Below are 23,157 nucleotides of genomic sequence, written 5' to 3' on the forward strand. Positions count from 1 at the left end.
GCCGTTGCACGCGTTCTTCGGGGTCGTGCTGATGGGCACCAAAACCGTGCTGGGTGAGCCGTTCTACCGGTCGCTGCAGTTGAGCTGGCACACCGACCTGCTCGCCGACCAACGCACCGGCGGCGGAATCGCCTGGGCCGCGGGCGAGGTCCCACTCGTGCTGGTGATGCTCGCGCTGCTCATCCAGTGGTCGCGCAGCGACCGGCGCATGGCGAAGCGGCTCGACAGGGCGGCCGACCGCGACGACGACGCGGACCTTGCCGCCTACAACGCGATGCTGGCCGAACTCGCCCGCCGCGACGCCCAGTAGCCGGCGCTGGGGTTGGTCTCGGGCGTCGGTCCGCCGAGACCGACGCTTTGGCTGATTTCCGGTTGCCGGAACGACCATTGCGTCGGTTTCGAGGACATTGGAGCTAGACCAACGGCCGCGGGCGTCCAATCTGTATGGAGATTCCCTTCATTGGCAGTGACGCCGTGGCCGCCGGCCACCTCACCCGAGCCCACCTACGCAGTCAGTATCGACCGCTGTACCGCGGCGTCTACGTGCCGCGAGGCCACCAGGTGTCGCTGCACGAGAGGATCGTCGGCGTATCCCTCGCTACTCCTTCGGCGGTGATCGCCGGGGTAGCCGCTTCCGCGATACACGGGGCGAGATGGGTCGGCGACGACATACCTATCGAATTGGTCGCGGCGGTGCGACGCCAGCGCGGTCTGACCGTCCGCGACGAGACCCTGGACGAGGACGAGGTCACCGCGGTCGCGGGCATCCGTGTGACCACTCCGGCTCGGACCGCGTTCGACCTGGGCCGGCATCATCCGCGCGGCCGTGCTGTCGCCCGCCTGGACGCGTTGATGAATGCTCGGCCGTTCGCTCCCGAGGATGTCGCGCTACTGGCGAAACGTCATCGCGGTGTGCGCGGTCTCCGGCGGCTACGGGCGGCGTTGCCGCTGGTCGACGGCGGTGCCGAGTCTCCGAGGGAAACGTGGCTGCGGCTGCTCTTCATCGATGCCGGGCTACCTCGGCCGACCACGCAAGTCGTCGTCTACGACGAGTGGGGCCGATACGTCCGGCGCATCGACATGTGCTGGGAGGAGTTCAAAGTCGGCGCCGAGTACGACGGAGAACAACACCTCACCAGCCGGCAACAGTACGTCCTCGACGTTCGGGTCAACCGCGTGCTGCAGCGGCTCGGTTGGCAGGTCATTCACGTCATCAAAGAGGACCGCGGGGCCGACATCGTCGAGCAGGCGCGAAACGCCCTGCTGTCGCGAGGCTGGCGCCCGTAGGTTCCATGCACTCTCGCTCGAAACCGACGCAATGGTCGATCGCGGGCGCGAGGACCAGCCAAAGCGTCGGTTTCGGCAATAACGAAGGCCTATCCCAAACGCCGGGTTTATCCACAGCGCGCGTCCGCGACGCCTGCTCGGCCCGCGTTCGGTGTCGGCGCAGCGGCGCTCAATGACGGTGTCACCGACGCGCCACCGGGCCGTCGGCAGGGAAACGCAAGGAAACAAGAGGAGACCGTCATGTTCGAGACACCGTTCACCATCGTCGGCAACATCGTCACCGACCCGATCCACCGGCGGGTGGGCGATCAGGAGATGGTCCGTTTCCGGGTCGCGAGCAACTCGCGCCGCCGCACGGCCGAAGGAACATGGGAGCCGGGTAATTCGTTGTTCGTCACGGTGAACTGCTGGGGGAGGGTGGTCGCCGGGCCCAGCGCAGGGCTGGTCAAGGGCGACCCCGTCATCGTCGTCGGGCACGTCTACACCAGCGAGTACGACGACCGCGACGGCAACCGGCGCTCGTCGGTCGAGGTGCGAGCGACGTCCGTCGGGCCGGACCTGGCCCGTTGCTCGGCGAAGATCGACCGGGCCCGGCAACTGACCGAACAGCGGATCACCGATCCCGACGACCAATCAGAAGACACCGGTGACGATGACGACGCGGAGCGGCCCGACACGGCGCTGCCCCTGACCGCGTAGTGAGAACGCGCCGCCGGCGCAGAACGAGTAGCTCACTCGGCTGCGCCGGTGGGGCCACGCCTACGATGGTCCGCGAGCATCACCCGAGAGATTCGCGAGTTTCGAAAGGCTTACCACGGCATGGCCGAATTCATCTATTCGATGCGGAAGGTCCGCAAGGCGCACGGCGACAAGGTCATCCTCGACGACGTCAGCCTGAACTTCCTTCCGGGCGCGAAGATCGGCGTCGTCGGTCCCAACGGCGCCGGCAAGTCGAGCGTCCTGCGGATCATGGCCGGGTTGGACCAGCCCAACAACGGCGACGCGTTCCTGCAACCCGGCGCGACGGTCGGCATCCTGCAACAGGAGCCGCCGCTCAACGAGGACAAGACCGTTCGCGAGAACGTCGAAGAGGGCGTGGCGATCAAGGCGAAGCTCAACCGCTACAACGAGGTCGCCGAGCTGATGGCCACCGACTACTCCGATGAGCTGATGGAGGAGATGGGTCGGCTCCAGGAGGAGCTCGACGCCGCCGACGCGTGGGACATCGACTCCCAGCTCGAGCAGGCGATGGACGCGCTGCGCTGCCCGCCGCCCGACGAGCCCGTCACCCACCTGTCCGGCGGTGAGCGTCGCCGGGTCGCGCTGTGCAAGCTGCTGCTGTCCAAGCCGGACCTGCTGCTCCTCGACGAGCCGACCAACCACCTGGACGCCGAGAGCGTGCAGTGGCTCGAACAGCACCTCGCCGAGTACAAGGGCGCCATCCTCGCGGTCACCCACGACCGGTACTTCCTGGACAACGTTGCCGAGTGGATCCTCGAGCTCGACCGGGGTCGGGCCTACCCGTACGAGGGCAACTACTCGACGTACCTGGAGAAGAAGGCCGAGCGCGTCGCCGTGCAGGGCCGCAAGGACGCCAAGCTGCAAAAGCGCCTCCAGGATGAGCTCGCGTGGGTCCGGTCGGGCGCCAAGGCGCGCCAGGCCAAGAGCAAGGCCCGCCTGCAGCGTTACGAGGAGATGGCCGCGGAGGCGGAGAAGACCCGCAAGCTCGACTTCGAGGAGATCCAGATCCCGACTCCGCCGCGGCTGGGCAACGTCGTGGTCGAGGTCGAACACCTCGACAAGGGCTTCGGCGGTCGCACCCTGATCAAGGACCTGTCGTTCACGCTGCCGCGTAACGGCATCGTCGGGGTCATCGGTCCCAACGGCGTCGGTAAGACCACGCTGTTCAAGACCATCGTCGGCCTCGAGCAGCCCGACAGCGGAACGGTGAAGGTCGGCGACACGGTCAAGCTGAGTTACGTCGACCAGACCCGTGCGGGCATCGACCCGAAGAAGACGGTGTGGGAGGTCGTCTCCGACGGCCTCGACTACATCGAGGTCGGGCAGAACGAGATCCCGTCGCGGGCCTACGTCTCCGCGTTCGGATTCAAGGGCCCCGATCAGCAGAAGCCCGCGGGCGTGCTGTCGGGCGGTGAACGCAACCGGCTCAACCTGGCGTTGACGCTCAAGGAGGGCGGCAACCTGATCCTGCTCGACGAGCCGACCAACGACCTCGACGTGGAAACGCTGTCGTCGCTGGAGAATGCGCTCGAGAGCTTCCCCGGTTGCGCCGTGGTGATCTCCCACGACAGGTGGTTCCTCGACCGCACCTGTACGCACATTCTGGCGTGGGAGGGCGACGAGGACAACGAGGCCAAGTGGTTCTGGTTCGAGGGTAACTTCGGTGCCTACGAGGAGAACAAGGTCGAACGGCTCGGTATCGAGGCCGCCCGCCCGCACCGCGTGACGCACCGCAAGCTCACGCGCGACTGATCCGGCGGGGTAGCCGCGAACCGCACGCGCGGGCTACTAGGGTCGTCTTCTGCGGACCGCGGAGCCGCTTCGCCCTTTTCGGGCTGGTGGCGACATCCAACGGCGGAGGTCCGCGCCAACAGTTCAGGAGCGTCGCATGTCGGTGAATCCGGAGGACGTCGGGAGATCAGCGGGCGCCGGGGTCGGCGTCACCGGAGCCAACGACTCTTCTGGACTCGACGATCAGACCGTGGCGCGCCTCGCACGGGCCTACCTGGAGACCTACCGCGGTCCGCATGCCGACGCGCCCACCGCCGACTCGACGGTCACCATGCCGGTGACGGCGACGGCGCAGCAGATCGTGTCGCCCAATCTGATCGCCGCGCATCACCGGCTCGGGCGCTTCCGGCCCTACGGGGACACCCGCGTCGAGGTGTACCGCGCCGACGATCCGGCGGGATTCGGTCCGGCACTGCAGATCGTCACCGACAGCACCGCGATGGTGATGGATTCGGTCACGGTGCTGCTGCACCGCTTCGGCGTCGCCTACACCGCGATCATGAACCCGGTGATGCGCGTGCACCGTGCGCGGGCGGGCGAACTGCTCGACGTCGCACCCGCCTCCGAAGGTGGATCCCGCGACGCGGTGTTCGAGGCCTGGATCCACGTCCAGCTCGCGGCGACCGTGGACACCAAGGCGCTCGCCCAGGTGGCGCAGATGCTGCCGGCCGTGCTCGCCGACGCGCGCCACGTCGCGCTCGACGCAGGCGAACTGTCCTCGACCCTGCGCACATTGGGACACAACATCGCCACCGACACCGAGGGCCGGTTCCGCGGACCGGACCGCGAGGATGTCGCGGCGCTGTTGCGCTGGCTCGCCGACGGACACTTCGTGTTGCTCGGCTATCAGCGCTGTTCGATACGCGAGGGTCAGTCGTCGGTCGACCCCGCGAGCCGACTCGGAACGCTGCGGCTGCACCACGACGTGCTGCCGCCGCTGACCGACGACGGCGACCTTCTCGTGTTGGCGCAGGCCACCCTACCGAGCTACCTGCGGTACGGCGCCTATCCCTACATCGTCGTGGTGCGTGAACAGCAGGGCCCGACCGTGATCGAACATCGCTTCGTCGGCCTGTTCACGGTGGCGGCGATGAACGCCAATGTGCTTGAGATCCCGTTGGTCTCGCGCCGGGTCAACGAGGCACTCTCGCTGTCACGCAACGATCCCAGCCACCCCGGGCAGCTGCTGCTCGACATCATCCAGACCATTCCGCGCTCCGAGCTGTTCGCGCTCTCGGCGCGCGACGTGCTGGACATGGTCAAGGCCGTCGTCGACCTCGGGTCGCGTCGGCGAACGTTGCTGTTCATGCGCGCCGATTCGCTCGCGCACTTCGTCTCGTGCCTGGTGTACCTGCCGCGCGACCGCTACACCACCGCGGTGCGGTTGCAGATGCAAGACATCCTCGTGCGCGAGCTCGGCGGGGCCAGCATCGAGTACACCGCGCGCGTGAGCGAATCGCCCTGGGCCGTTGTGCATTTCTCCGTGCGCATGCCCGACGGCACCAGTGCCCGCGCGATCGACACGTCCGAGGCGAACGAGTCCCGCATCCAGGACCTGCTGACCGAGGCGGCGCGCACCTGGGGTGACCGGCTGATCGGCGCGGTGAAGACGGGTTCCATCGATCAACGCACGGCCCAGCACTACTCGGCGGCCTTCCCCGAGGCCTACAAGCAGGCGGTCGCGCCGCTCGACGCGATCGACGACATCGCGATCATCGAAGACCTGCAGGACGATTCGATCCGGCCGGTGCTCACCGATCTCGAGGAAGGCACCGCGCAGCTCACCCTGTATCTCGGTGGACATTCGGCGTCACTGAGCGATCTGCTGCCGATGCTGCAGTCGATGGGCGTCGTCGTGCTCGAAGAGCGGCCGTTCACCGTCGAGCGGCCCGACGGGCTCGGCGTGTGGATCTACCAGTTCAAGATTTCGCCGCACAAGTCGATTCCGCGCATCGAGTCGGCCTCCGAGCGAGCCGAGACCGCGACGCGGTTCGCCGACGCGCTGACCGCGATCTGGCAGGGCCGCGCCGAGACCGACCGGTTCAACGAGTTGGTGATGCGGGCCGGGCTGAACTGGCAGCAGGTCGCCGTCCTGCGCAGCTACGCGAAGTACCTGCGGCAGGCCGGTTTTCCGTACAGCCAGTCGCACATCGAGGCCGTCATCAACGACCACGCCAAGACCGCGCGCTCGCTGGTTGAACTGTTCGAGGCGCTGTTCTACCCGTTCGAATCAGAGCAGGGCGACGCGCCGAAACGCCGCGACGCCCAGGCCGCCGCGGCCGCCGTGACCGCCGACATCGACGCGCTGGTCAGCCTCGACACCGACCGCGTGCTGCGGGCGTTCGCGTCGATGATCCAGGCGACGCTGCGCACCAACTACTTCGTGAGGCGCCAGGAGTCGGCCCGTGCGCAGGATGTGCTGTCGTTCAAGCTCGATCCGGGCCTGATCGACGAATTGCCGCTGCCGCGGCCGAAGTTCGAGATCTTCGTGTACTCGCCGCGCGTCGAGGGTGTGCACCTGCGGTTCGGCTATGTGGCGCGCGGCGGACTGCGCTGGTCGGACCGTCGCGAAGACTTCCGCACCGAGATCCTGGGGCTGGTCAAGGCGCAGGCCGTCAAGAACGCGGTGATCGTGCCCGTCGGCGCCAAGGGCGGCTTCGTCGTCAAGCAGCCGCCGACACCCACCGGTGACGCAGCCGCCGACCGGGACGCCCAGCGCGGCGAAGGCGTGTCGTGCTATCAGCTGTTCATCGCCGGTCTGCTCGATGTGACCGACAACGTCGACAAGGCCACCGGACAAGTGGTTTCGCCGCCGGACGTCGTGCGCCGCGACGGGGACGACGCGTATCTCGTCGTCGCCGCCGACAAGGGCACCGCGACGTTCTCCGACATCGCCAACGAGGTGGCCAAGTCGTACGGCTTCTGGCTCGGTGACGCGTTCGCCTCGGGCGGTTCGGTGGGATACGACCACAAGGCGATGGGCATCACCGCCAAGGGCGCGTGGGAATCGGTCAAACGCCACTTCCGCGAGATGGGCGTCGACACCCAGTCCGAGGACTTCACCGTCGTCGGGATCGGCGACATGAGCGGCGACGTTTTCGGCAACGGCATGTTGCTGTCCAAGCACATTCGGCTGTTGGCCGCGTTCGACCACCGCCACATCTTCATCGACCCCGATCCCGACGCCGCGCGGTCGTGGGAGGAGCGCAAGCGCCTGTTCGACCTGCCGCGCTCGAGCTGGGAGGACTACGACACCTCCCTGATCAGCGAGGGCGGCGGCGTCTACAGCAGAGAGCACAAGTCGATCCAGATCAGCCCGCAGGTCCGTGCCGCGCTGGGTATCGACGACGATGTCGACGAGCTCACTCCGCCGAATCTGATCAAGGCGATCCTCAAGGCGCCCGCCGACCTGCTGTTCAACGGCGGCATCGGCACCTACATCAAGGCCGAGAGCGAATCCGATGCCGACGTCGGTGACCGCGCCAACGACCCCGTCCGCGTGAACGGAAACCAGTTGCGGGTCAAGGTGGTCGGCGAGGGCGGCAACCTGGGCGTGACCGCGCTCGGGCGCATCGAGTTCGATCTCGCCGGCGGCCGCATCAACACCGACGCGCTGGACAACTCGGCCGGCGTCGACTGCTCCGACCACGAGGTCAACATCAAGATCCTGATCGACTCGCTGGTCACCGCCGGGAAGGTCAGCCCAGACGACCGCACCGAGCTGCTGTTGTCGATGACCGACGAGGTCGGCCGACTGGTCCTGCAGGACAACGAGGATCAGAACGACCTGATGGGCACCAGCCGCGCGAACGCGGCCAGCCTGCTTCCCGTACACGCGCGCATGATCAAGGCCTTCGTCACCGACCGCGGCCTCAACCGCGAGCTGGAGGCGCTGCCGTCGGAGAAGGAGATCCATCGTCGCACCGACGCCGGAATCGGTTTGACCTCACCGGAACTGGCGACGCTGATGGCGCACGTCAAACTCGCCCTGAAGGCCGACGTGCTGGCCAGCGACCTGCCCGACCAGGAGGCGTTCGCCTCGCGGCTGCCCCGGTACTTCCCGGAGAAGCTGCGCGAGCCGTTCGCCGCGGAGATCCGGTCGCATCAGCTGCGCCGCGAGATCGTCACCACCATGTTGGTCAACGACCTCGTGGACACCAGCGGGATCACCTACGCGTACCGCACCAGCGAGGATGCCGGGGTGGGGCCGGTCGACGCCGTGCGCAGTTACGCCGCGGCCAACGCGATCTTCCGGATCAACGACGTTTGGCGGCAGATCCGGGCCGCGGGCAGCGACGGTGTCTCAGTCGCGGTGACGGACAGGATGACGCTGGATCTTCGTCGGCTCGTCGACCGGGCCGGACGCTGGCTGTTGAACTACCGTCCGCAGCCGCTGGCCGTGGGCGCCGAGATCAACCGTTTCGCCGCCAAGGTTGCTGCGCTGACTCCGCGGATGCCGGAATGGCTGCGCGGTGACGACGAGGCGATCGTGTCCAAGGAGACCGACGAGTTCGCCTCCCGCGGGGTCCCGAGGGATCTGGCCTACACGGTCGCGACGGGGCTGTACCAGTTCAGCCTCCTCGACATCATCGACATCGGCGACATCGTCGACCGCGAACCCGATGAGGTCGCCGACACCTACTTTGCGCTGATGGACTACCTCAACACCGACACCCTGCTCACCGCCGTATCCCGGCTGGAGCGCGATGACCGCTGGCACTCGTTGGCGCGGTTGGCGATTCGCGACGACATCTACGGCTCCCTCCGGTCGCTGTGCCTGGACGTGCTGGCGGTCGGCGAGCCGGAGGAGACGGGCGAGGAGAAGATCGCAGAGTGGGAGACCACGAACGGCTCCCGGGTGGACCGCGCCCGTCGCACGCTCAGCGAGATACATGAAAGCGGTCAGCACGATTTGGCGACGCTATCGGTGGCGGCGCGTCAGATCCGCAGCATGACACGAAACAGTGGAACGGGGACTTCTCGATGACAGGTGCTGGCAACCTCGCGCAGAACGCGGAAGGTGCGGGGTTCGTCGCACCCGTGCACGTGCGGTGGTCGGACATCGACATGTACCAGCACATCAATCACGCGACGATGGTGACGATCCTCGAGGAGGCCCGGATCCCGTTCCTGCGTGAGCCGTTCGGCCCGGAGATCGAGACAATCGGACTGCTCATCGCCGAGGTCAACATCTCGTATAAGGCCCAGCTGCGCCTGATCGATTCGCCGCTACAAGTCACCATGTGGTCCAAACGCGTCCGCTCCGTCGACTTCACCGTCGGATACGAGGTGCGGTCGGTTGGGGCGTCGCCTGATTCGAAGCCGGCGGTGATCGCCGACACCCAGTTGGCCGCCGTGCACATCAAAGAGCAGCGGCTGCACCGTCTTTCGCCGCAGCAAAAAGAGTACCTGCAGCGCTGGACACGATGACGCCCTCCGACCGGGGCGTCTGGCTCACCGATGCGGCGCACCGTGACGACCTCGCCGCGTTCGCCGAGCGGGCGATACGCCTCGACGAGGCCGCCGTCATCCGGCTGCGTCAACGCGCCGACGGCCTGTTTGGCGCATGGGTGGCAACGGGATTCGACGTGCTGGCCACCCGCGTGGTTGCGGGCCGGGTCAATCCGCCGGACCTCTCCGCGGGCGCCGACGCGCTGGCCGCGGGATTACAGGCGATGGACCGCAGCGGCTTCGTCGAACCCGGCTTCGCGCTGGACTCCGCATGGCGCGGCGCGCTTCCGCCGGACTCCGGGTTCGTCCACCTCGACGACGTCCCGGCCCGTGTCGTGCTCGACCTCGCCGAGCGCGGCGGCGCTTTGGTCAAGCAGCACTCCAGCGGTCAGGGCCCCCCGGTCTCGCTGCTGGATCAGGAGGTCGTCGCGGTCAGTTCCGCCGACGACAGCGTCGGCATCCCGATGCGGTGCGTGTTCGCTTTGACCGCAATGGGATTCCTGCCGCAAGCCGGTTCGGCGGTGGGCGCCGACGAAATCGTGCGGGTTCGCGTCACCCCGACGTGGCTGCGCATCGACGCACGGTTCGGATCGGTCTATCGCCGCCGCGGCGACCCCGCCATCGTCCTGCGGTAACGCCCACTTCTCCCGCGAGCGTGCGTGTTTGCACACGACACGCCGCGAAAGGTCAGCACTTCGCGCACGCTCGCGCCGCCGCGACGGCGCGCACACTCAGACCAGCCAAGCCGCGGCGTCGGGCGGCAGCTTGCCTTCGGACACCTCGGCGCTGGCCAGGAGAACCTGCCCCTCCGGCAGCGGTATGGGTTGCGATCCCGCATTCAACACGCACACCAACCCGCCGCTGCGGTGGAACACCAGGCTGTCGGCGGGCGAGTCCAGCCACTCGACCGTCGGCCCATCGAACTCCCCCCGCCGGGAACGTAATTCGAACGCCCGCCGGTAGAACGCCAGCGTCGAATCGGGGTCGGCCAGCTGCTCCTCGACCGTCAACGCCGCCCACTCCCGAGGAATCGGCAGCCACGTGTCGGGGTGCGTCGAGAACCCGAACGGGGGAGCGTCACCCTCCCAGGGCATCGGGATCCGGCTGCCGTCACGTCCGCGGCGGGTGTGCCCGGACCGTTCCCATACGGGGTCGCGCAGCGCCTCGTCGGGAAGCTCGACGTTCGGCAGCCCCAGTTCCTCGCCGTTGTAGACGAACACCGGCCCGGGCAGCGCGAGCATCACCAGTGCCATCGCCTTGGCGCGGGCCAACCCGACGCTGCCGCCCCCGTAGCGGGTGGTTTCGCGTTCGACGTCGTGGTTGGCCAGCGTCCAGGTCGGAACGGCGCCCACCAACTCGACCGCCGCCAAGGAGTTTTCGATGGCCTCGCGAATGTCGGCGGCGTCGAACGCGGCGCGCAACAAGCGGAAGTTGAAACCCAGGTGCAGTTCGTCGGGGCGCACATAACGGGCGAACTGTTCGTTGTCGTAGACCCAGACCTCGCCGATCGCAACGGATTCCGGATAGTCGTCGAACACCCGGCGAATGCGGCGGTGGAGCTCGTGGACGCCGTCGTTGTTGAAGCGCGGATCGTTGTCCATCTCGGCCAGCAGCATCTCGCGCCGGGGGATCGTCATGTCGGGAAGGTTCGGCGGCTTGGCCATGCCGTGCGCGACGTCGATGCGGAAGCCGTCCACCCCGCGGTCGAGCCAGAACCGAAGCGTCCGCTCGAGGTCGTCGAACACCTCGGGGTTGTCCCAGTTGAGGTCGGGCTGTTCGGCGTCGAACAGATGCAGGTACCACTGACCCGCGCTGCCGTCGGCCTCGGTGATCCGGGTCCACGCGGGGCCCCCGAAGATCGACACCCAGTTGTTCGGGGGTTGTGAGCCGCCGGGCCCGGTGCCGTCGCGGAAGATGTAGCGGTCGCGCTCCCTGCTGCCCGGCGGCGCGGCCAACGCCTCGCCAAACCACGGATGCGCGGAGCTGGTGTGGTTGGGCACCAGGTCCATCGTCACCTTGATGCCCCGATCGTGCGCCGCCGCGATGAGCCGGTCCAACGCGGCCATGCCGCCGAACAGCGGGTCGACGTCGCGCGGATCGGAAACGTCGTAGCCGTTGTCGGCCATCGGCGAGACCATCACCGGATTGAGCCAGATCGCGTCGACGGCGAGCGCCTCGAGGTAGCCCAGGCCGGCGGTCACACCGTCGAGATCGCCGACGCCGTCACCGTCGCTGTCGCGAAACGAACGCGGATACACCTGGTAGAACAGCGCATCCGACCACCAGGGGCTGCTCATCAGAACGGCGCGTTCACCATCGAATGAGCGGCCATCTCGAGATAAGCCAGCAGTTCCTTGCGGTGCTCGTCGTCGAGCGTCTGCGAATCGATCTCGGCGACCGCGGTGTGCATGCACCGCAGCCACGCGTCACGCTCGATGTAGCCGATCCGGAACGGGGCGTGGCGCATCCTCAGCCTCGGATGCCCACGCTGATCGGAGTAGGTGCGAGGGCCGCCCCAGTATTGCTCGAGGAACATCCGCAGCCGCACCTCGGCGGGCCCGAGGTCCTCTTCCGGGTACAGCGGACGCAGGATCTCGTCCTCGCGGACCAACTCGTAGAACCGCGCCACGATCGCGCGGAACGTCTCGTGGCCACCGACTTCGTCGTAGAACGACCTCTGTGGCTGTGTCACGCCCCCATTGTTCCCTGTTGCTGGATTGCCAGGTCAGGCGGGCGCGCCACCCGATGTTCACCCAATTGACCTGCGAACACGTCGAGAAATGTCGTGCGATTCACAGGAATCCGTGGTGAACTGTCGGACGGAGGACGTATGGCGCATCGCAAGAAAGGCCCGTCCAGAAGGGCCGGCCAGCGGAGCCACGGTGCCGCGACCGCCCTAGCCGGGTCGGCGGTACCGGGCGCACAGGCACGCGTGCTGCACAGCGTCGACATCCATCCGCCGAGTACCAGCGAGGCCTCGATCTGGGGCCGCCGCCGGGTCCTCCTGCTGAACTCCACCTACGAACCGCTGACCGCTCTGCCCATGCGCCGAGCGGTCATCATGTTGATGTGCGGTAAGGCCGACGTCGTGCACGACGATCCCGGGGGACCGGTGATCCATTCGGCGACCCGCTCGATCGTCGTTCCGTCGGTGATCCGACTGCGCACCTACGTGCGGGTGCCCTACCGCGCGCGCATCCCGATGACCCGCGCCGCGCTGATGCACCGCGACCGGTTTCGCTGCGCCTACTGCGGCGGCAAGGCCGATACCGTCGACCACGTGGTTCCCCGCAGCCGCGGCGGGGCGCACGCCTGGGAGAACTGCGTGGCGGCCTGTTCGACGTGCAACCACCGCAAGGCGGACCGGCTGCTCACCGAGCTGGGGTGGTCGCTGCGCACGGTGCCCGTCCCGCCGAAGGGACAGCACTGGCGGCTGCTGTCGAGCGTGAAGGAACTCGACCCGTCGTGGGTCCGATATCTGGGCGAAGGCGCGGCGTAAACGCGGCTGGTATACGGTTTGCGACGTGAGCACCGCACTGACACACGCGCTACTGATTCTGGTGCCGCTCGGGCTGACGGCCGTGCTTGCCGCTCTCATCTGGCGCAAGAAGGGCCCGCACCCGGCGACCTACAAGATGTCCGAGCCTTGGAAGCACGCCCCGATCCTGTGGGCGGCTGACGAGCCGGCCGGTCACGGGCACGCCACCGGGCGCAGCGTGGCCGCCGATTCCGCGGCCGAAGGCGGAAACGTGGGTGGGCATGACACGCACGCGGTGACGATTGGAGGCGGCGCCAGTGGCAAGTGGTGATGTTGCAGTAACCGGCCACCGGGCCGCGGTCGAGCGCGCCGATCTGCCCGTCGGTTGGGTGGTCACGTCCAGCGGTCGCATCTCCGGTGTCACGCAGCCGGGCGCGCTGTCGGTGGATTACCCCTTCCCGGTCAAGGATCTGGTGTTCCTCGACGACGCGCTCAAGTACGGCTCGCGGGCGGCCAAGGCGCGCTTCGCCGTGTACATCGGCGACCTCGGCACCGACACGGCGGCCACCGCGCGCGAGATCCTCGCGCAGGTGCCGACTCCGAACAACGCGGTGCTGCTGGCGGTCTCGCCCGACCAGCGCGCGATCGAGGTGGTCTACGGAGCCGACGTCAAGGGGCGTGGCATCGAAGAGGCCGCACCGTTGGGCGTTTCGGCGGCCGCGGCGTCGTTCAAGGACGGCAACCTGATGGACGGCCTGATCAGCGCGGTGCGCGTGATGAGCGCCGGCGTCACCCCGGCCTGACACAGACCTTTCGCGCCTTTGCGCGAGCGCGCGTCAGGGTGCGTCGACCGCGAGCGCGGCGCGGATCTCGACGTAGCGCTCGAGGAACCGCCGCTCGTCGAGACGTTTGCGCCGCAGCCATGCGGTGACCTCGTCGTTGCACTTGCTGGTGTTGCACGACGCGCAGGCCGGGACGACGTTGTCGATGGTGTAGCGGCCGCCGCGGGATATCGCCATGACACAGTCGCGCTGGAGCGCTCGGTCTGTCGCCCCGCAATAGGCACAGCCCTTCCACGCATCCTTCAAGGCCTGCCATTGCTGTGGCGTGAGGTCGTTGTCGACGGCGCCGAGCCGACGCTTGCGCCTGCGGGCCGCCCTGGCCCGGCGGGTTCTGCTGATCGCCACGGGCTCAGCATGCCCGGCGAGCGTGCGCAAAACGTCGCGATGACGCGGCGTGTCGTGTGGGAACACGCATGCTCGCGCAGCGGAGTTCTAGGTGATGTCGAAGGCGCGGGCGCGCAGGGAACGCTCGACGCCGGCGCGGCCCTCGATGACCAGACGACGCAGCGGAGGCGGCACGTCCGGGTCTGCGAGGAACTCGTCGGCGGCGGCCAGACCGTCCTCGCTGATGTCCCACGACGGGTACAACCCGATGACGACGGTCTGTGCGACCTCGCTGGAGCGCCGCTGCCACACTCCCGAGATCGCGCCGAAGTACTTGGCGCGGAACGGCCGCAGCAGATCCTGCTGACCCGGCTGCACGAAGCCGCCGATGATCGCGCGGGCGGTGATGTTGGGCAGCGTGTCGTCCTCGATGACCTGCTCCCACGCCGTCGCCTTGACCTCGGGCTGCGGACGCGCCGCGGTCGCCGCCGCCGCGTGGCGCCTGCCCGCCGCGGTCGGGTCGCGCTGGGCCTCGGCGTCGATGAACGGTGTTGTGGCGCCGTCGGAGTCGACGATGCCCGCCGCGGCCAACGCGGTGACGATGCGCCACCGCAGATCGGTGTCGACCACCAGCCCGCCCAGTCCGGACTCGGCGGGATCCGCGTCGAGCACCGCCTTCAGCACGTCGGTGTGCCTGCTCGACAACACCGACCCGCACAGCGCGTTGACGTACGCCAGTTGGTGATCCGAGCCGCCCTCGGCGCCGCGGGCCAGTTCCAGCAGCCGGTCGGCGAACGCCGACCAGCCCTCCGAGTGCGCCCACTCCGGGTCGGCATAGGAGTTCAACGCTGTCTGCGCCTGCAGCAGAAGACGCTGCAGCACACCGACTTCGGTCTCGGCGTGTACACCGCTGGTGACCAGCGACACGAAGTCGCGCGCCTTTAGCTCCGCCTCGCGTGTCATCTCCCACGCCGCCGACCACGCCAGGGTGCGCGGCAACGGCTCGGCGATGTCGGCGATGCGCGTCAGCACGGTCTGCAGCGAGTCCTGGTCCAGCCGCAGCGAGCAGTAGGTCAGATCGTCGTCGTTGACCAGGATCAACTTGCCGCGTGAAACTCCCTGTAGCGCAGGCACATCGGTGCGCGGTCCCTCGACGTCGAGTTCCTCGCGATGCACCCGGACCAGCTTGCCGGATCCGTCGTCGTCGTAGATGCCGACGGCGAGACGGTGCACGCGGGTCTCGCCGGCACCCGGTGCGGCGCCGCTCTGATCGATGGAGAACCGGGTGAACCGGCCGTCGGCGTCGAGGTCGAATTCGGGCCGCAGCGTGTTGAGGCCCGTCGTCTTGAGCCACTGCCTGCCCCATCCGGACAGGTCGCGGCCCGACGCCTTCTCCAGGGCGCCCAGCAGATCACCGAAAGTGGCGTTGCTGAATGCGTGGTCGCGGAAGTAATCCCGCAGCCCGGAGAGGAACTCCTCCTCGCCGACGTAGGCGACCAGCTGCTTGAGCACGCTGGCGCCCTTGGCGTAGGTGATCCCGTCGAAGTTCACCTCGACCGCGGCCAGATCCGGGATATCGGCGGCGACCGGGTGTGTGGAGGGCAGCTGGTCCTGCCGGTACGCCCACGACTTCTCGACGTTGGCGAACGTCGTCCACGCCTCGGTGTACTCGGTGGCCTCGGCCTGGCACAGCACCGAGGCGAACGTCGCGAACGACTCGTTGAGCCACAGGTCATCCCACCACTGCATGGTGACGAGGTCGCCGAACCACATGTGCGCCATCTCGTGCAGGACGGTCTCCGCGCGCCGTTCGTAGGAGGCCCGGGTGACCTTGCTGCGGAAGACGTAGTCCTCCAGGAATGTCACCGCGCCGGCGTTCTCCATCGCCCCGGCGTTGAACTCCGGCACGAACAACTGGTCGTACTTGCCGAACGCGTACGGGACGCCGAAGTTCTTGTGGTAGAACCCGAATCCCTGTTTGGTCTCGGTGAACAGCCGCTCGGCATCCATGAACTCGGCCAGCGACCTGCGGCAGAACAGCCCGAGCGGGATGTCGCCGTGGTCGTCGCTGTACACGTCGTCCCAGCGCGCATACGGTCCAGCGATGAGCGCCACCAGATACGTACTCATGCGCGGTGTGGCGGCGAACGTGTGGCGCTTGGCGGCGCCGGCATCCTCGACGCTCACGGTGGCGCCGTTGGAGACGACCTCCCAGTGCGACGGCGCGGTCACCGTCACGTCGAACGCGGCCTTGAGATCCGGCTGGTCGAAACACGCGAACATCCGCTTGGCGTCGGCGGTTTCGAACTGCGAGTACAGATACACCTCGTCGTCGACCGGGTCGACGAACCGGTGCAGCCCCTCTCCGGTGTTGGAGTAGCGGCAATCGGCGTCGACGACGACGACGTTGTGGCCGGCCAATCCGGTCAACGGGATACCGGTGGATTCGTCATAGGCGGAGACGTCGATGTCGCGGCCGTTGAGCGTGGCGCTGTGGATCACGTCGGCAGCGATGTCGATGTAGGTGTCGGCGCCGGCGAGGGCGTCGAATTCGACGGTGGTCGTGGACCGGAAGGCGCGCTCGCCGGGCTTGCCGGCGCCGTCGGTCAGGTCGAGTTCGATGCGGTAGCTGTCGACGGTCACCAGGGCGGCGCGTTCGACGGCCTGGTCGCGGGTCAGGTTGGGAAGTGCCACGCGACCAACCTATAGCGCGCGCCGGCCGACGGCGCGTCGCACGTCCCGCGTCAGAAGCCGGGTATCGCCCGCGCCGCGGGCAGCCAGTCCAGCACGGTGCCGTTGCCGACCGAGGCCATCATCTGCGGGCAGTACATCGAGATCGCGATGCCGGTGAAGAACGCCGCGATGTCCGGCGGGATGCCGTTGTCGGACACCTGCGTGTACACCTTCGCGAGGTTCTTACCCGGCTCGACGAGCATCGGGCACACGGATTCCCCGACCGCGACCATGTTCACCGGGTTGTCGACGGTCATGCCCGCACCGCGGAGCGCGGCCAGGAAGGCGTCGTCGGTCGTGTCGGCCTGGGCGGGCGCGGCGAACGTTGTCGCCATTGCCGCCAGACCGGCCCCTAACGCCAGAGCGCGTACTCGAACATCAACAGGTTTGTTCACTTCGGTAACGATTCTTCACATTGGTCACATCAGGAACACGGTTCGGTCACCGTTTGCACTCTTAGGCGTTTCTCATATCGCGATCCGCGGAGCGGGCCGCTATAGGCGCCGACGCGGGGAACACTCCACACGCGATCGCGGTTGTTCACAATTGGACCCTGCCCATTCCGCGCCCGGAAGGATTCATCATGCCCGAGAAGTCCGTCGCAGAACTCTGGTTCGACCCGCTGTGCCCCTGGTGCTGGATCACCTCGCGCTGGATCCTCGAGGTCGAGAAGGTCCGCGACATCGACGTGAACTTCCGGGTGATGAGCCTCGCGGTGCTCAACGAGGGGCGTGACCTGCCCGAGCAGTACCAGGAGGCGATGAAGAAGGCGTGGGGGCCGGTGCGCGTCGCGATCGCCGCCGAGCAGGCCAAGGGCCGCGAAATCCTCGAGCCGTTGTACACCGCGATGGGTACGCGCATCCACAACCAGGGCAATCAGGACTTCGACGTGGTGATCAAGGAATCGCTGGCCGAGGTGGGCCTGCCCGCCGAACTCGCGGAGGCCGCCACCACCGACAAATACGACGAGGCTCTGCGTAAGAGCCATCACGAGGGCATGGACCCCGTCGGCGAAGACGTCGGCACCCCGACGATCCACGTCAACGGCGTCGCCTTCTTCGGACCCGTGCTGTCGAAGATCCCGCGGGGCGAAGAGGCCGGCAAGCTTTGGGACGCCTCGGTGACCTTCGCGTCTTATCCGCACTTCTGGGAACTCAAGCGCACGCGCACGGAGTCGCCGCAGTTCGACTGATCGCGCCCCGGTCGCGCCGGCGGCGTCTGCCACAATGACCGCCATGCGCGTCTACCTGGGAGCCGATCACGCCGGCTTCGACCTCAAGCAGGCCATCATCGAGCACCTGCGCAACACCGGACACGAGCCGATCGATTGCGGAGCCTTCGTCAACGACCCCGACGACGACTATCCGGCCTTCTGCATCGCCGCCGCGGAGAAGACCGTCGCCGATTCGGGCAGCCTCGGCATCGTGCTCGGGGGGTCGGGCAACGGTGAGCAGATCGCGGCCAACAAGGTCCTCGGCGCGCGCTGTGCGTTGGCGTGGAGCGTCGAGACCGCCAAACTCGCACGCGAGCACAACAACGCGCAGCTGATCGGCATCGGCGGGCGCATGCACAGCGTCGAGGAGGCGTTGGCGATCGTCGACGCGTTCCTGAGCACTCCGTGGTCGGAAGCCGCGCGGCATCAACGTCGTATCGACATCCTCTCCGAGTACGAGCGCACCCGCGTCGCGCCCCCGGTGCCCGGCGCCTAGGGATGCCGGAGGGCCACACGCTGCACCGGCTCGCCCGGTTGCATCAGCGCCGCTTCGGTCGCGCGCCGGTGCTGGTGTCCAGCCCGCAGGGCCGGTTCGCCGACGGCGCCGCCGCGGTCAGCGGGCGTGTTCTCAAGAAGGCCACCGCCTACGGCAAGCATCTGTTCCATCACTACGAGGGCGGCCGGGTGGTGCACGTGCATCTCGGCTTGTACGGCACGTTCACCGAGGTGCCGCTGCCGGTCCCGGTCCCGGTCGGACAGGTCCGGATGCGGATGATCGGCGCCGAGTACGCCACCGATCTGCGGGGGCCGACGGTGTGTGAGGTACTCGAAGAGCCGGAGATCGCCGACGTCATCGACCGCCTCGGACCCGACCCGCTGCGCCGGGACGCCGACGGATCGCTGGCGTGGGCCCGAATCCGCAAGTCGCGCAGGCCGATCGGGGCGCTGCTGATGGACCAGTCAGTGATCGCCGGGGTGGGCAACGTCTACCGCAACGAGCTGCTGTTCCGCCACGGCGTCGACCCGCATCGGCCCGGCATCCGCATCGGCGAGGACGAGTTCGACGAGATGTGGACCGACCTCGTCGAGTTGATGCGGATCGGGCTGCGGCGCGGCAAGATTCACACGATCCGCCGCGAGGACGATCACGGGCTGCCGTCGTACGCGCCGGGCCGCCCCCGCACCTACGTGTACCGGCGTGCCGGGGAGCCGTGCCGGCTGTGCGGCACCGAGATCCGCACCGAGGTGATGGAGGGCCGCAACCTGTTCTGGTGCCCGACCGATCAGAGCTAGGCACCACGGCTGAGTCCACGTGACGGGCGCGCCTCAGAGACAATCGGCGCGTGGAGTTGATTCTCGTCGTCGTCGGAGCCATCGTCGTCACCGCGGTCGCGCACCGGCGCGGCCTAGAGCCCGCCTTGATCATCGTCGTCATCGGTGCCGCGGTGTCGTTCCTGCCGGATTTCGAACCGCCCGAACTCGATTCGCACATCCTGCTGACGGTGGTGCTGCCACCGCTGCTGTACTCCGCCGCCCTGGACTTCTCGTTTCCGACGTTCCTGCGCAACATCCGGCCGATCCTCGGCCTCGGCATCGGGCTGGTCGTGGTGACCGCATTCGCGGTGGCGGCCTCGGCGTGGCTGGTGGTCGTGCCGCTGACTTTCGCCACCGCGCTGGTGCTGGGCGCGATCGTGGCACCGCCCGACGCGGTGACCGCCGTGGCGGTGGGACGCAAGCTCGGCCTGCCCAAGCGGGTGATGGCGATCCTGACGGGGGAGAGCCTGATCAACGATGCCGCCGCACTGACGCTGTTCTCCATCGCGGTCGTGCAGGTCACCGGCGGACACATCTTCATCCACAACCCGCTTTTGCTGTTCGGCTACAGCGCGGTGGTCGGACCGGTCGTCGGCGCGCTGCTCGGCTACGTGACGATATGGATCCGGCGCCGACTGGCCAACCCCGGACTCGAGACCGTGCAGGGGCTCGTGGTGCCGTTCGCGGCGTTCATCGTCGCCGAGGAACTGCACGCCTCTGGGGTGCTGGCTGTCGTGGTCGCCGGGTTCGTGGTGGCCAACGGAACGCTGTCCGCCGGATACCAGACCCGGCTGCAGGAGCGCTACGTGTGGAACTCGGTCGACGTGCTGCTCGAGGCGTTCGTGTTCGCTTACATCGGGTTGCATCTGCGTTTCGTGCTCGAGGATCTGCGGGAGGCGCACGAGTCGCTGGCCGAGGTCGCGATGGCGTCACTGGTGGTGTTGGTCATCGTCTTGGTGATCCGGCCGCTGTCGGTCTTCGCCATCTTCGGCCGCAACAAACTTTCCCAGCATGTCGGGAACCGGTTGAGCGTTCCGGTGCCGGAGGGCGGCGGCCGCGGTGCGCTGGGAACCAAGCGGCGCACCAACCCGCCGGGTAAGTGGCGCTCGCGCATCGACCGGCGGTCGCTGTCCTGGCAGGAGAACCTGGTCGTCTCATGGACGGGTATGCGCGGCGTGGTGACTCTGGCTGCGGCTGCGGCCATTCCGGCGACGACGGTCACCGGCGAACCGTTCCCCGAGCGCGCCACCATCCAGGCCGTCGCGTTCGTGGTCAGTGTCGGCACCCTGTTGCTACAGGGCTCGACGCTGCCGATCCTGATCCGGCGGCTTCACCTCTCGCGGTTCTCCGATGATCACGCCGTCGACCGCAACGAGGAACTCAAGGCCGAACGCATCGTGCACGAGGCGGCCGATCGTGTGCTCGCCCAATTCCGGGCCAATCCGCCGGCGAACCTGAGCCCGCGCGTGGCCGCCGAGATCGAGGCGATCATCGCCAGGCACTCCCAAGACGCCGACGAGATGCCGGATCCGGAGGCGCACACCAAGCGCTCGGAGGTGTTCTCGGCGCTGTACCGCGATGTGCTGGCCCAGCAGCGCGCGGCTTTGATCGCCGAACGCGACGAGGGACGCATCGAGGACGAGGCGGTGCGGGCGATGCTAGAACGGCTCGACCTACAGGAGGCCGGGGTGTCGGCGCGGCTCGAGAGCCGGCTCTAGCGGGGGCACAGGTCCGGCGGATCTCAGAAGCCGCCGAAATCGCCGAGGCCGCCGCCGATGTCGCCGCCGCCCCAGTCACCGCCGCTGTCTGCCCAACCGCCGTCGCCGCCGAAGTCCTGGCCACCCTGGTCCAGTCCTTGGTCGTAGCCCTGCGCGAAGCCCTGCTCGTAGCCGCTGCCGTGCATGCCGGAGAACAGGGCGTCGAACAACAGCACCGAACCCAGCCCCCACGCGCCGGCGACGAGCGCGGGCTTCCACCACGGCTCGGAGTACCAGCCCGCGGGCACCGGACGGCCCGCGACCCGGCCGCCGGGGTAGTAGTTCGGGGTGCGCTCGGACGGTGTCGGCGATGCCTCGATCTCACGGCCCTCGAAGTTGACCTTGCGATCCTCGGTCACCGTGCCCGCCGCCCGCTGACCGGTCAGCGTCTCGAGTTCGGGTCCCGGATCCATACCCATCGCGGTGCGCGCGGCCCGAACGTAGTAGAGGCCTTCGATCGCGCTCTCTTTGGCGAGCAACGCCTGCTTGACGGTGCCGGCCTGGTCGATCTGTGAGCCGGCGGCGGTGTAGCGCTCGGACGCGTCGGCGAGCGCCTGCTTGGAGGCCTCGTCGGTGCCGGTCAAGCTGATCACCTGACCGCCGAGGCGTTCGATGACGCGGCGGGCGTCCGCTTTGGCGTCGTCGAGCGAGGCGGCCTTGCGCCGGTCCGACGCCCGCATCGCGGCGTAGGCGACGACGCCGAGAGCGACGATGACCAGGACGACGAGAACGAGTAGAACACCGTTCATGGCGACCACCCTACCCAGGCGGTCGGGCACGGACCCGATGGCGAAGGCCGCCGCGAGAGGGCCGCCGGCGTGCAAACGAATACCACGCTGTGAGCTGTGTCTCAATGATCTTGGGCAAACCTCATCCGCGGTGTCCCCAATTTCATTTCGGGCGTCAATATGCGTACCGTAAGTCGAGTGACGGAGCGTGTGCGCCGATTCGACGACTACCTGAACCGCCTGCTCGAAGAGCTTGCGCGGGAGGCGGGGGAGAACGTCGAAACGTATGTGGCTCGCGCCGTCGCCACGCAGATGGCGAACGACATGAGGCGCGCCAGCGATCCCGCCGTCGGCGATCTGCAAGCCCATCTGTCGACCTCGGGCGTGCTCGAGAAGACCGCGATGCCGGACGTGACGACGGTCATCGCCGACCCCGACCGCCTGCGCGCCCTCCATGAGACCGGCCTGCTGGACTCGCCGCCGGAGGCGATCTACGACCGGATCACCCGGGCCGCCGCCGATGCGCTCGACGCGCCTTATGCCACGCTCACCCTCGTCGACCAAGATCGGCAGTTCTTCAAGAGCGCCGTCGGCCTGGACACCAGTACTGCCGAAAGCAGGCACACGCCACTCAAGCGATCGGTCTGCCAATATGCGGTGGCCGACGGTGCGCCGCTGATCCTCGAGGACGCCCGCCTCGATCCGACGTTCAAGCAGCACCCGGCGGTGCGGGACGGCAGCGTCGTCGCCTATCTCGGCATCCCGCTGATGGATCAGGCCGGCAATGCCGTTGGCACACTGTGCGTTTACGACACCAAACCCCGCCTCTGGGGCACCGGGCACCTCCAGGTGCTCAGTGATCTCGCGGCGTTGGCCGCTGAGCGGATTTTCACCACCCGCACGGATGCGCAGCAATGAGGCCGATCGGTGAAGCAGACGAATTGCCTGCAAATTCGGGCGCGTAGCTTACACTGGCAACGTTTGCGATTGCAGACAGTTCGGCATCGCCGGGGTTCCATTCGGGGGGGACATGCAGGTTGACGTGGATGCGCCCGCTCGTGATTCGCAACCTCGGCTCAGGACCACGGTTCCCCAGCTCAAGGCGGTGCCGCCAGCCTCTCCCGACGGGAGGAGGGGCTGGATCGAAGCCATTCGCGCCGAGACGGGCTATGTGGCGCTCACCGTCGGCTTGGACATCTGGGCCGCGGTATGGGCGGTCGCGCTAGCGCAATGGTGGACGCCGGGACCGGTCCCGGATAGGCACCTCGCCGCCGTCTCGTGGCTCTTCGTGCCGATCGTCCTGGTGATCCTCTACACCCGATCGTTGTACAAACGCAGGCTCGGCCACACCTTCCTCGACGATTTCGAACCCGTCGAAACATCGGTGGCGGTGGCGGCGCTGGCGACGCTCACCGTCTTGTTGGTGGCCGTGCCCGCACTGCCGACCGGCTCGGTGGTCGAAGAGCACGTCCGCCCAAGCGAACTGGTCATCAGGATG

At 67.8% G+C, this 23,157-nt stretch carries 21 protein-coding genes and 1 pseudogene; 16 read left to right on the forward strand and 6 right to left on the reverse strand.

The window, feature by feature from the left end:
* From A5698_RS08580 to A5698_RS08610, 7 genes are all read left to right on the forward strand, one after another.
* The coding region (locus A5698_RS08580; RefSeq protein WP_197506713.1) for a cytochrome c oxidase assembly protein at positions 1–310 on the forward strand (310 nt) is incomplete at its 5' end.
* Between the two features lie 134 nt (positions 311–444).
* Positions 445–1,287, forward strand: coding sequence for a type IV toxin-antitoxin system AbiEi family antitoxin (locus tag A5698_RS08585; protein ID WP_067085073.1), 843 nt, complete (start codon positions 445–447; stop codon positions 1,285–1,287).
* A gap of 240 nt (positions 1,288–1,527) precedes the next feature.
* Positions 1,528–1,986: a single-stranded DNA-binding protein gene (locus tag A5698_RS08590; protein WP_068295551.1), complete on the forward strand. Its 459-nt coding sequence runs from the start codon at positions 1,528–1,530 to the stop codon at positions 1,984–1,986.
* Between the two features lie 120 nt (positions 1,987–2,106).
* Complete coding sequence (gene ettA, locus A5698_RS08595; protein WP_067085069.1) at positions 2,107–3,780, forward strand: energy-dependent translational throttle protein EttA; 1,674 nt, start codon at positions 2,107–2,109, stop codon at positions 3,778–3,780.
* A 136-nt stretch (positions 3,781–3,916) separates the two neighbouring features.
* Positions 3,917–8,806 carry an NAD-glutamate dehydrogenase gene (locus A5698_RS08600; RefSeq protein ID WP_068295554.1) on the forward strand — a complete coding sequence of 1,630 codons (4,890 nt, stop codon included), beginning with the start codon at positions 3,917–3,919 and terminating at the stop codon, positions 8,804–8,806.
* The gene (locus tag A5698_RS08605; protein WP_067085065.1) at positions 8,803–9,249 is read left to right on the forward strand and encodes an acyl-CoA thioesterase; all 447 of its coding nucleotides are present in this window, start codon (positions 8,803–8,805) and stop codon (positions 9,247–9,249) included. The genes A5698_RS08600 and A5698_RS08605 overlap by 4 nt, the downstream gene beginning before the upstream one ends.
* Positions 9,246–9,905, forward strand: coding sequence for a DUF8185 domain-containing protein (locus A5698_RS08610; protein ID WP_502688894.1), 660 nt, complete (start codon positions 9,246–9,248; stop codon positions 9,903–9,905). Before A5698_RS08605 ends, A5698_RS08610 begins: the two co-directional genes overlap by 4 nt.
* 96 nt (positions 9,906–10,001) lie before the next feature.
* Here A5698_RS08610 and A5698_RS08615 read toward each other — a convergent pair whose 3' ends face one another.
* Both A5698_RS08615 and A5698_RS08620 read right to left on the reverse strand, forming a co-directional pair.
* Entirely contained in the window at positions 10,002–11,567 is a 1,566-nt protein-coding gene (locus A5698_RS08615; protein ID WP_068295557.1) for a glycoside hydrolase family 13 protein, read from the reverse strand.
* Positions 11,567–11,962: a globin gene (locus A5698_RS08620; RefSeq protein ID WP_064422536.1), complete on the reverse strand. Its 396-nt coding sequence runs from the start codon at positions 11,960–11,962 to the stop codon at positions 11,567–11,569. Before A5698_RS08620 ends, A5698_RS08615 begins: the two co-directional genes overlap by 1 nt.
* A gap of 138 nt (positions 11,963–12,100) precedes the next feature.
* Here A5698_RS08620 and A5698_RS08625 point away from each other — a divergent pair, with 138 nt between their 5' ends.
* Genes A5698_RS08625 through A5698_RS08635 form a run of 3 tightly spaced genes read left to right on the forward strand, consistent with a single transcriptional unit; the run spans position 12,101 to position 13,551 of the window.
* Positions 12,101–12,769 carry an HNH endonuclease gene (locus A5698_RS08625; protein WP_067085060.1) on the forward strand — a complete coding sequence of 223 codons (669 nt, stop codon included), beginning with the start codon at positions 12,101–12,103 and terminating at the stop codon, positions 12,767–12,769.
* A 25-nt stretch (positions 12,770–12,794) separates the two neighbouring features.
* On the forward strand, positions 12,795–13,079 hold the full coding sequence (gene ctaJ / locus A5698_RS08630) for an aa3-type cytochrome oxidase subunit CtaJ (protein WP_082963837.1): 285 nt from the start codon (positions 12,795–12,797) through the stop codon (positions 13,077–13,079).
* A complete protein-coding gene (locus A5698_RS08635; RefSeq protein ID WP_067085058.1) occupies positions 13,066–13,551 on the forward strand; it encodes a DUF5130 domain-containing protein in 486 nt (161 codons plus the stop codon). Before ctaJ ends, A5698_RS08635 begins: the two co-directional genes overlap by 14 nt.
* Before the next feature lie 33 nt (positions 13,552–13,584).
* Here the strand turns inward: A5698_RS08635 and A5698_RS08640 are convergent, their stop codons facing one another.
* The 3 genes from A5698_RS08640 to A5698_RS08650 form a co-directional block, all read right to left on the reverse strand.
* Positions 13,585–13,935 carry an HNH endonuclease gene (locus tag A5698_RS08640; protein WP_156613769.1) on the reverse strand — a complete coding sequence of 117 codons (351 nt, stop codon included), beginning with the start codon at positions 13,933–13,935 and terminating at the stop codon, positions 13,585–13,587.
* Positions 13,936–14,022: 87 nt separating this feature from the next.
* Positions 14,023–16,608: an aminopeptidase N gene (pepN, locus tag A5698_RS08645; RefSeq protein WP_068295559.1), complete on the reverse strand. Its 2,586-nt coding sequence runs from the start codon at positions 16,606–16,608 to the stop codon at positions 14,023–14,025.
* A 50-nt stretch (positions 16,609–16,658) separates the two neighbouring features.
* Positions 16,659–17,042: a DUF732 domain-containing protein gene (locus tag A5698_RS08650; RefSeq protein WP_353651814.1), complete on the reverse strand. Its 384-nt coding sequence runs from the start codon at positions 17,040–17,042 to the stop codon at positions 16,659–16,661.
* A 188-nt stretch (positions 17,043–17,230) separates the two neighbouring features.
* On the opposite strand from A5698_RS08650, the gene A5698_RS08655 reads away from it, so the two are divergent.
* Genes A5698_RS08655 through A5698_RS08670 form a run of 4 tightly spaced genes read left to right on the forward strand, consistent with a single transcriptional unit; the run spans position 17,231 to position 20,892 of the window.
* Positions 17,231–17,839 carry a mycothiol-dependent nitroreductase Rv2466c family protein gene (locus tag A5698_RS08655; RefSeq protein WP_067085053.1) on the forward strand — a complete coding sequence of 203 codons (609 nt, stop codon included), beginning with the start codon at positions 17,231–17,233 and terminating at the stop codon, positions 17,837–17,839.
* A gap of 43 nt (positions 17,840–17,882) precedes the next feature.
* The gene (locus tag A5698_RS08660; RefSeq protein ID WP_197500593.1) at positions 17,883–18,356 is read left to right on the forward strand and encodes a ribose-5-phosphate isomerase; all 474 of its coding nucleotides are present in this window, start codon (positions 17,883–17,885) and stop codon (positions 18,354–18,356) included.
* Between the two features lie 2 nt (positions 18,357–18,358).
* Complete coding sequence (locus tag A5698_RS08665; RefSeq protein WP_068295561.1) at positions 18,359–19,153, forward strand: Fpg/Nei family DNA glycosylase; 795 nt, start codon at positions 18,359–18,361, stop codon at positions 19,151–19,153.
* A gap of 50 nt (positions 19,154–19,203) precedes the next feature.
* A complete protein-coding gene (locus A5698_RS08670) occupies positions 19,204–20,892 on the forward strand; it encodes a cation:proton antiporter (protein WP_068295563.1) in 1,689 nt (562 codons plus the stop codon).
* A 23-nt stretch (positions 20,893–20,915) separates the two neighbouring features.
* On the opposite strand, the gene A5698_RS08675 is transcribed toward A5698_RS08670, so the two are convergent.
* On the reverse strand, positions 20,916–21,680 hold the full coding sequence (locus tag A5698_RS08675) for a hypothetical protein (protein ID WP_068295568.1): 765 nt from the start codon (positions 21,678–21,680) through the stop codon (positions 20,916–20,918).
* A 177-nt stretch (positions 21,681–21,857) separates the two neighbouring features.
* Here A5698_RS08675 and A5698_RS08680 point away from each other — a divergent pair, with 177 nt between their 5' ends.
* Together A5698_RS08680 and A5698_RS08685 are read left to right on the forward strand one after the other, a co-directional pair.
* Entirely contained in the window at positions 21,858–22,577 is a 720-nt protein-coding gene (locus A5698_RS08680) for a GAF domain-containing protein (protein ID WP_231967348.1), read from the forward strand.
* A gap of 112 nt (positions 22,578–22,689) precedes the next feature.
* Positions 22,690–23,157 (forward strand): annotated as a pseudogene (locus tag A5698_RS08685) (sugar transferase); the annotation flags it as partial.

This window comes from Mycobacterium sp. E136, assembly GCF_001666865.1.
Classification (GTDB): Bacteria; Actinomycetota; Actinomycetes; order Mycobacteriales; family Mycobacteriaceae; genus Mycobacterium.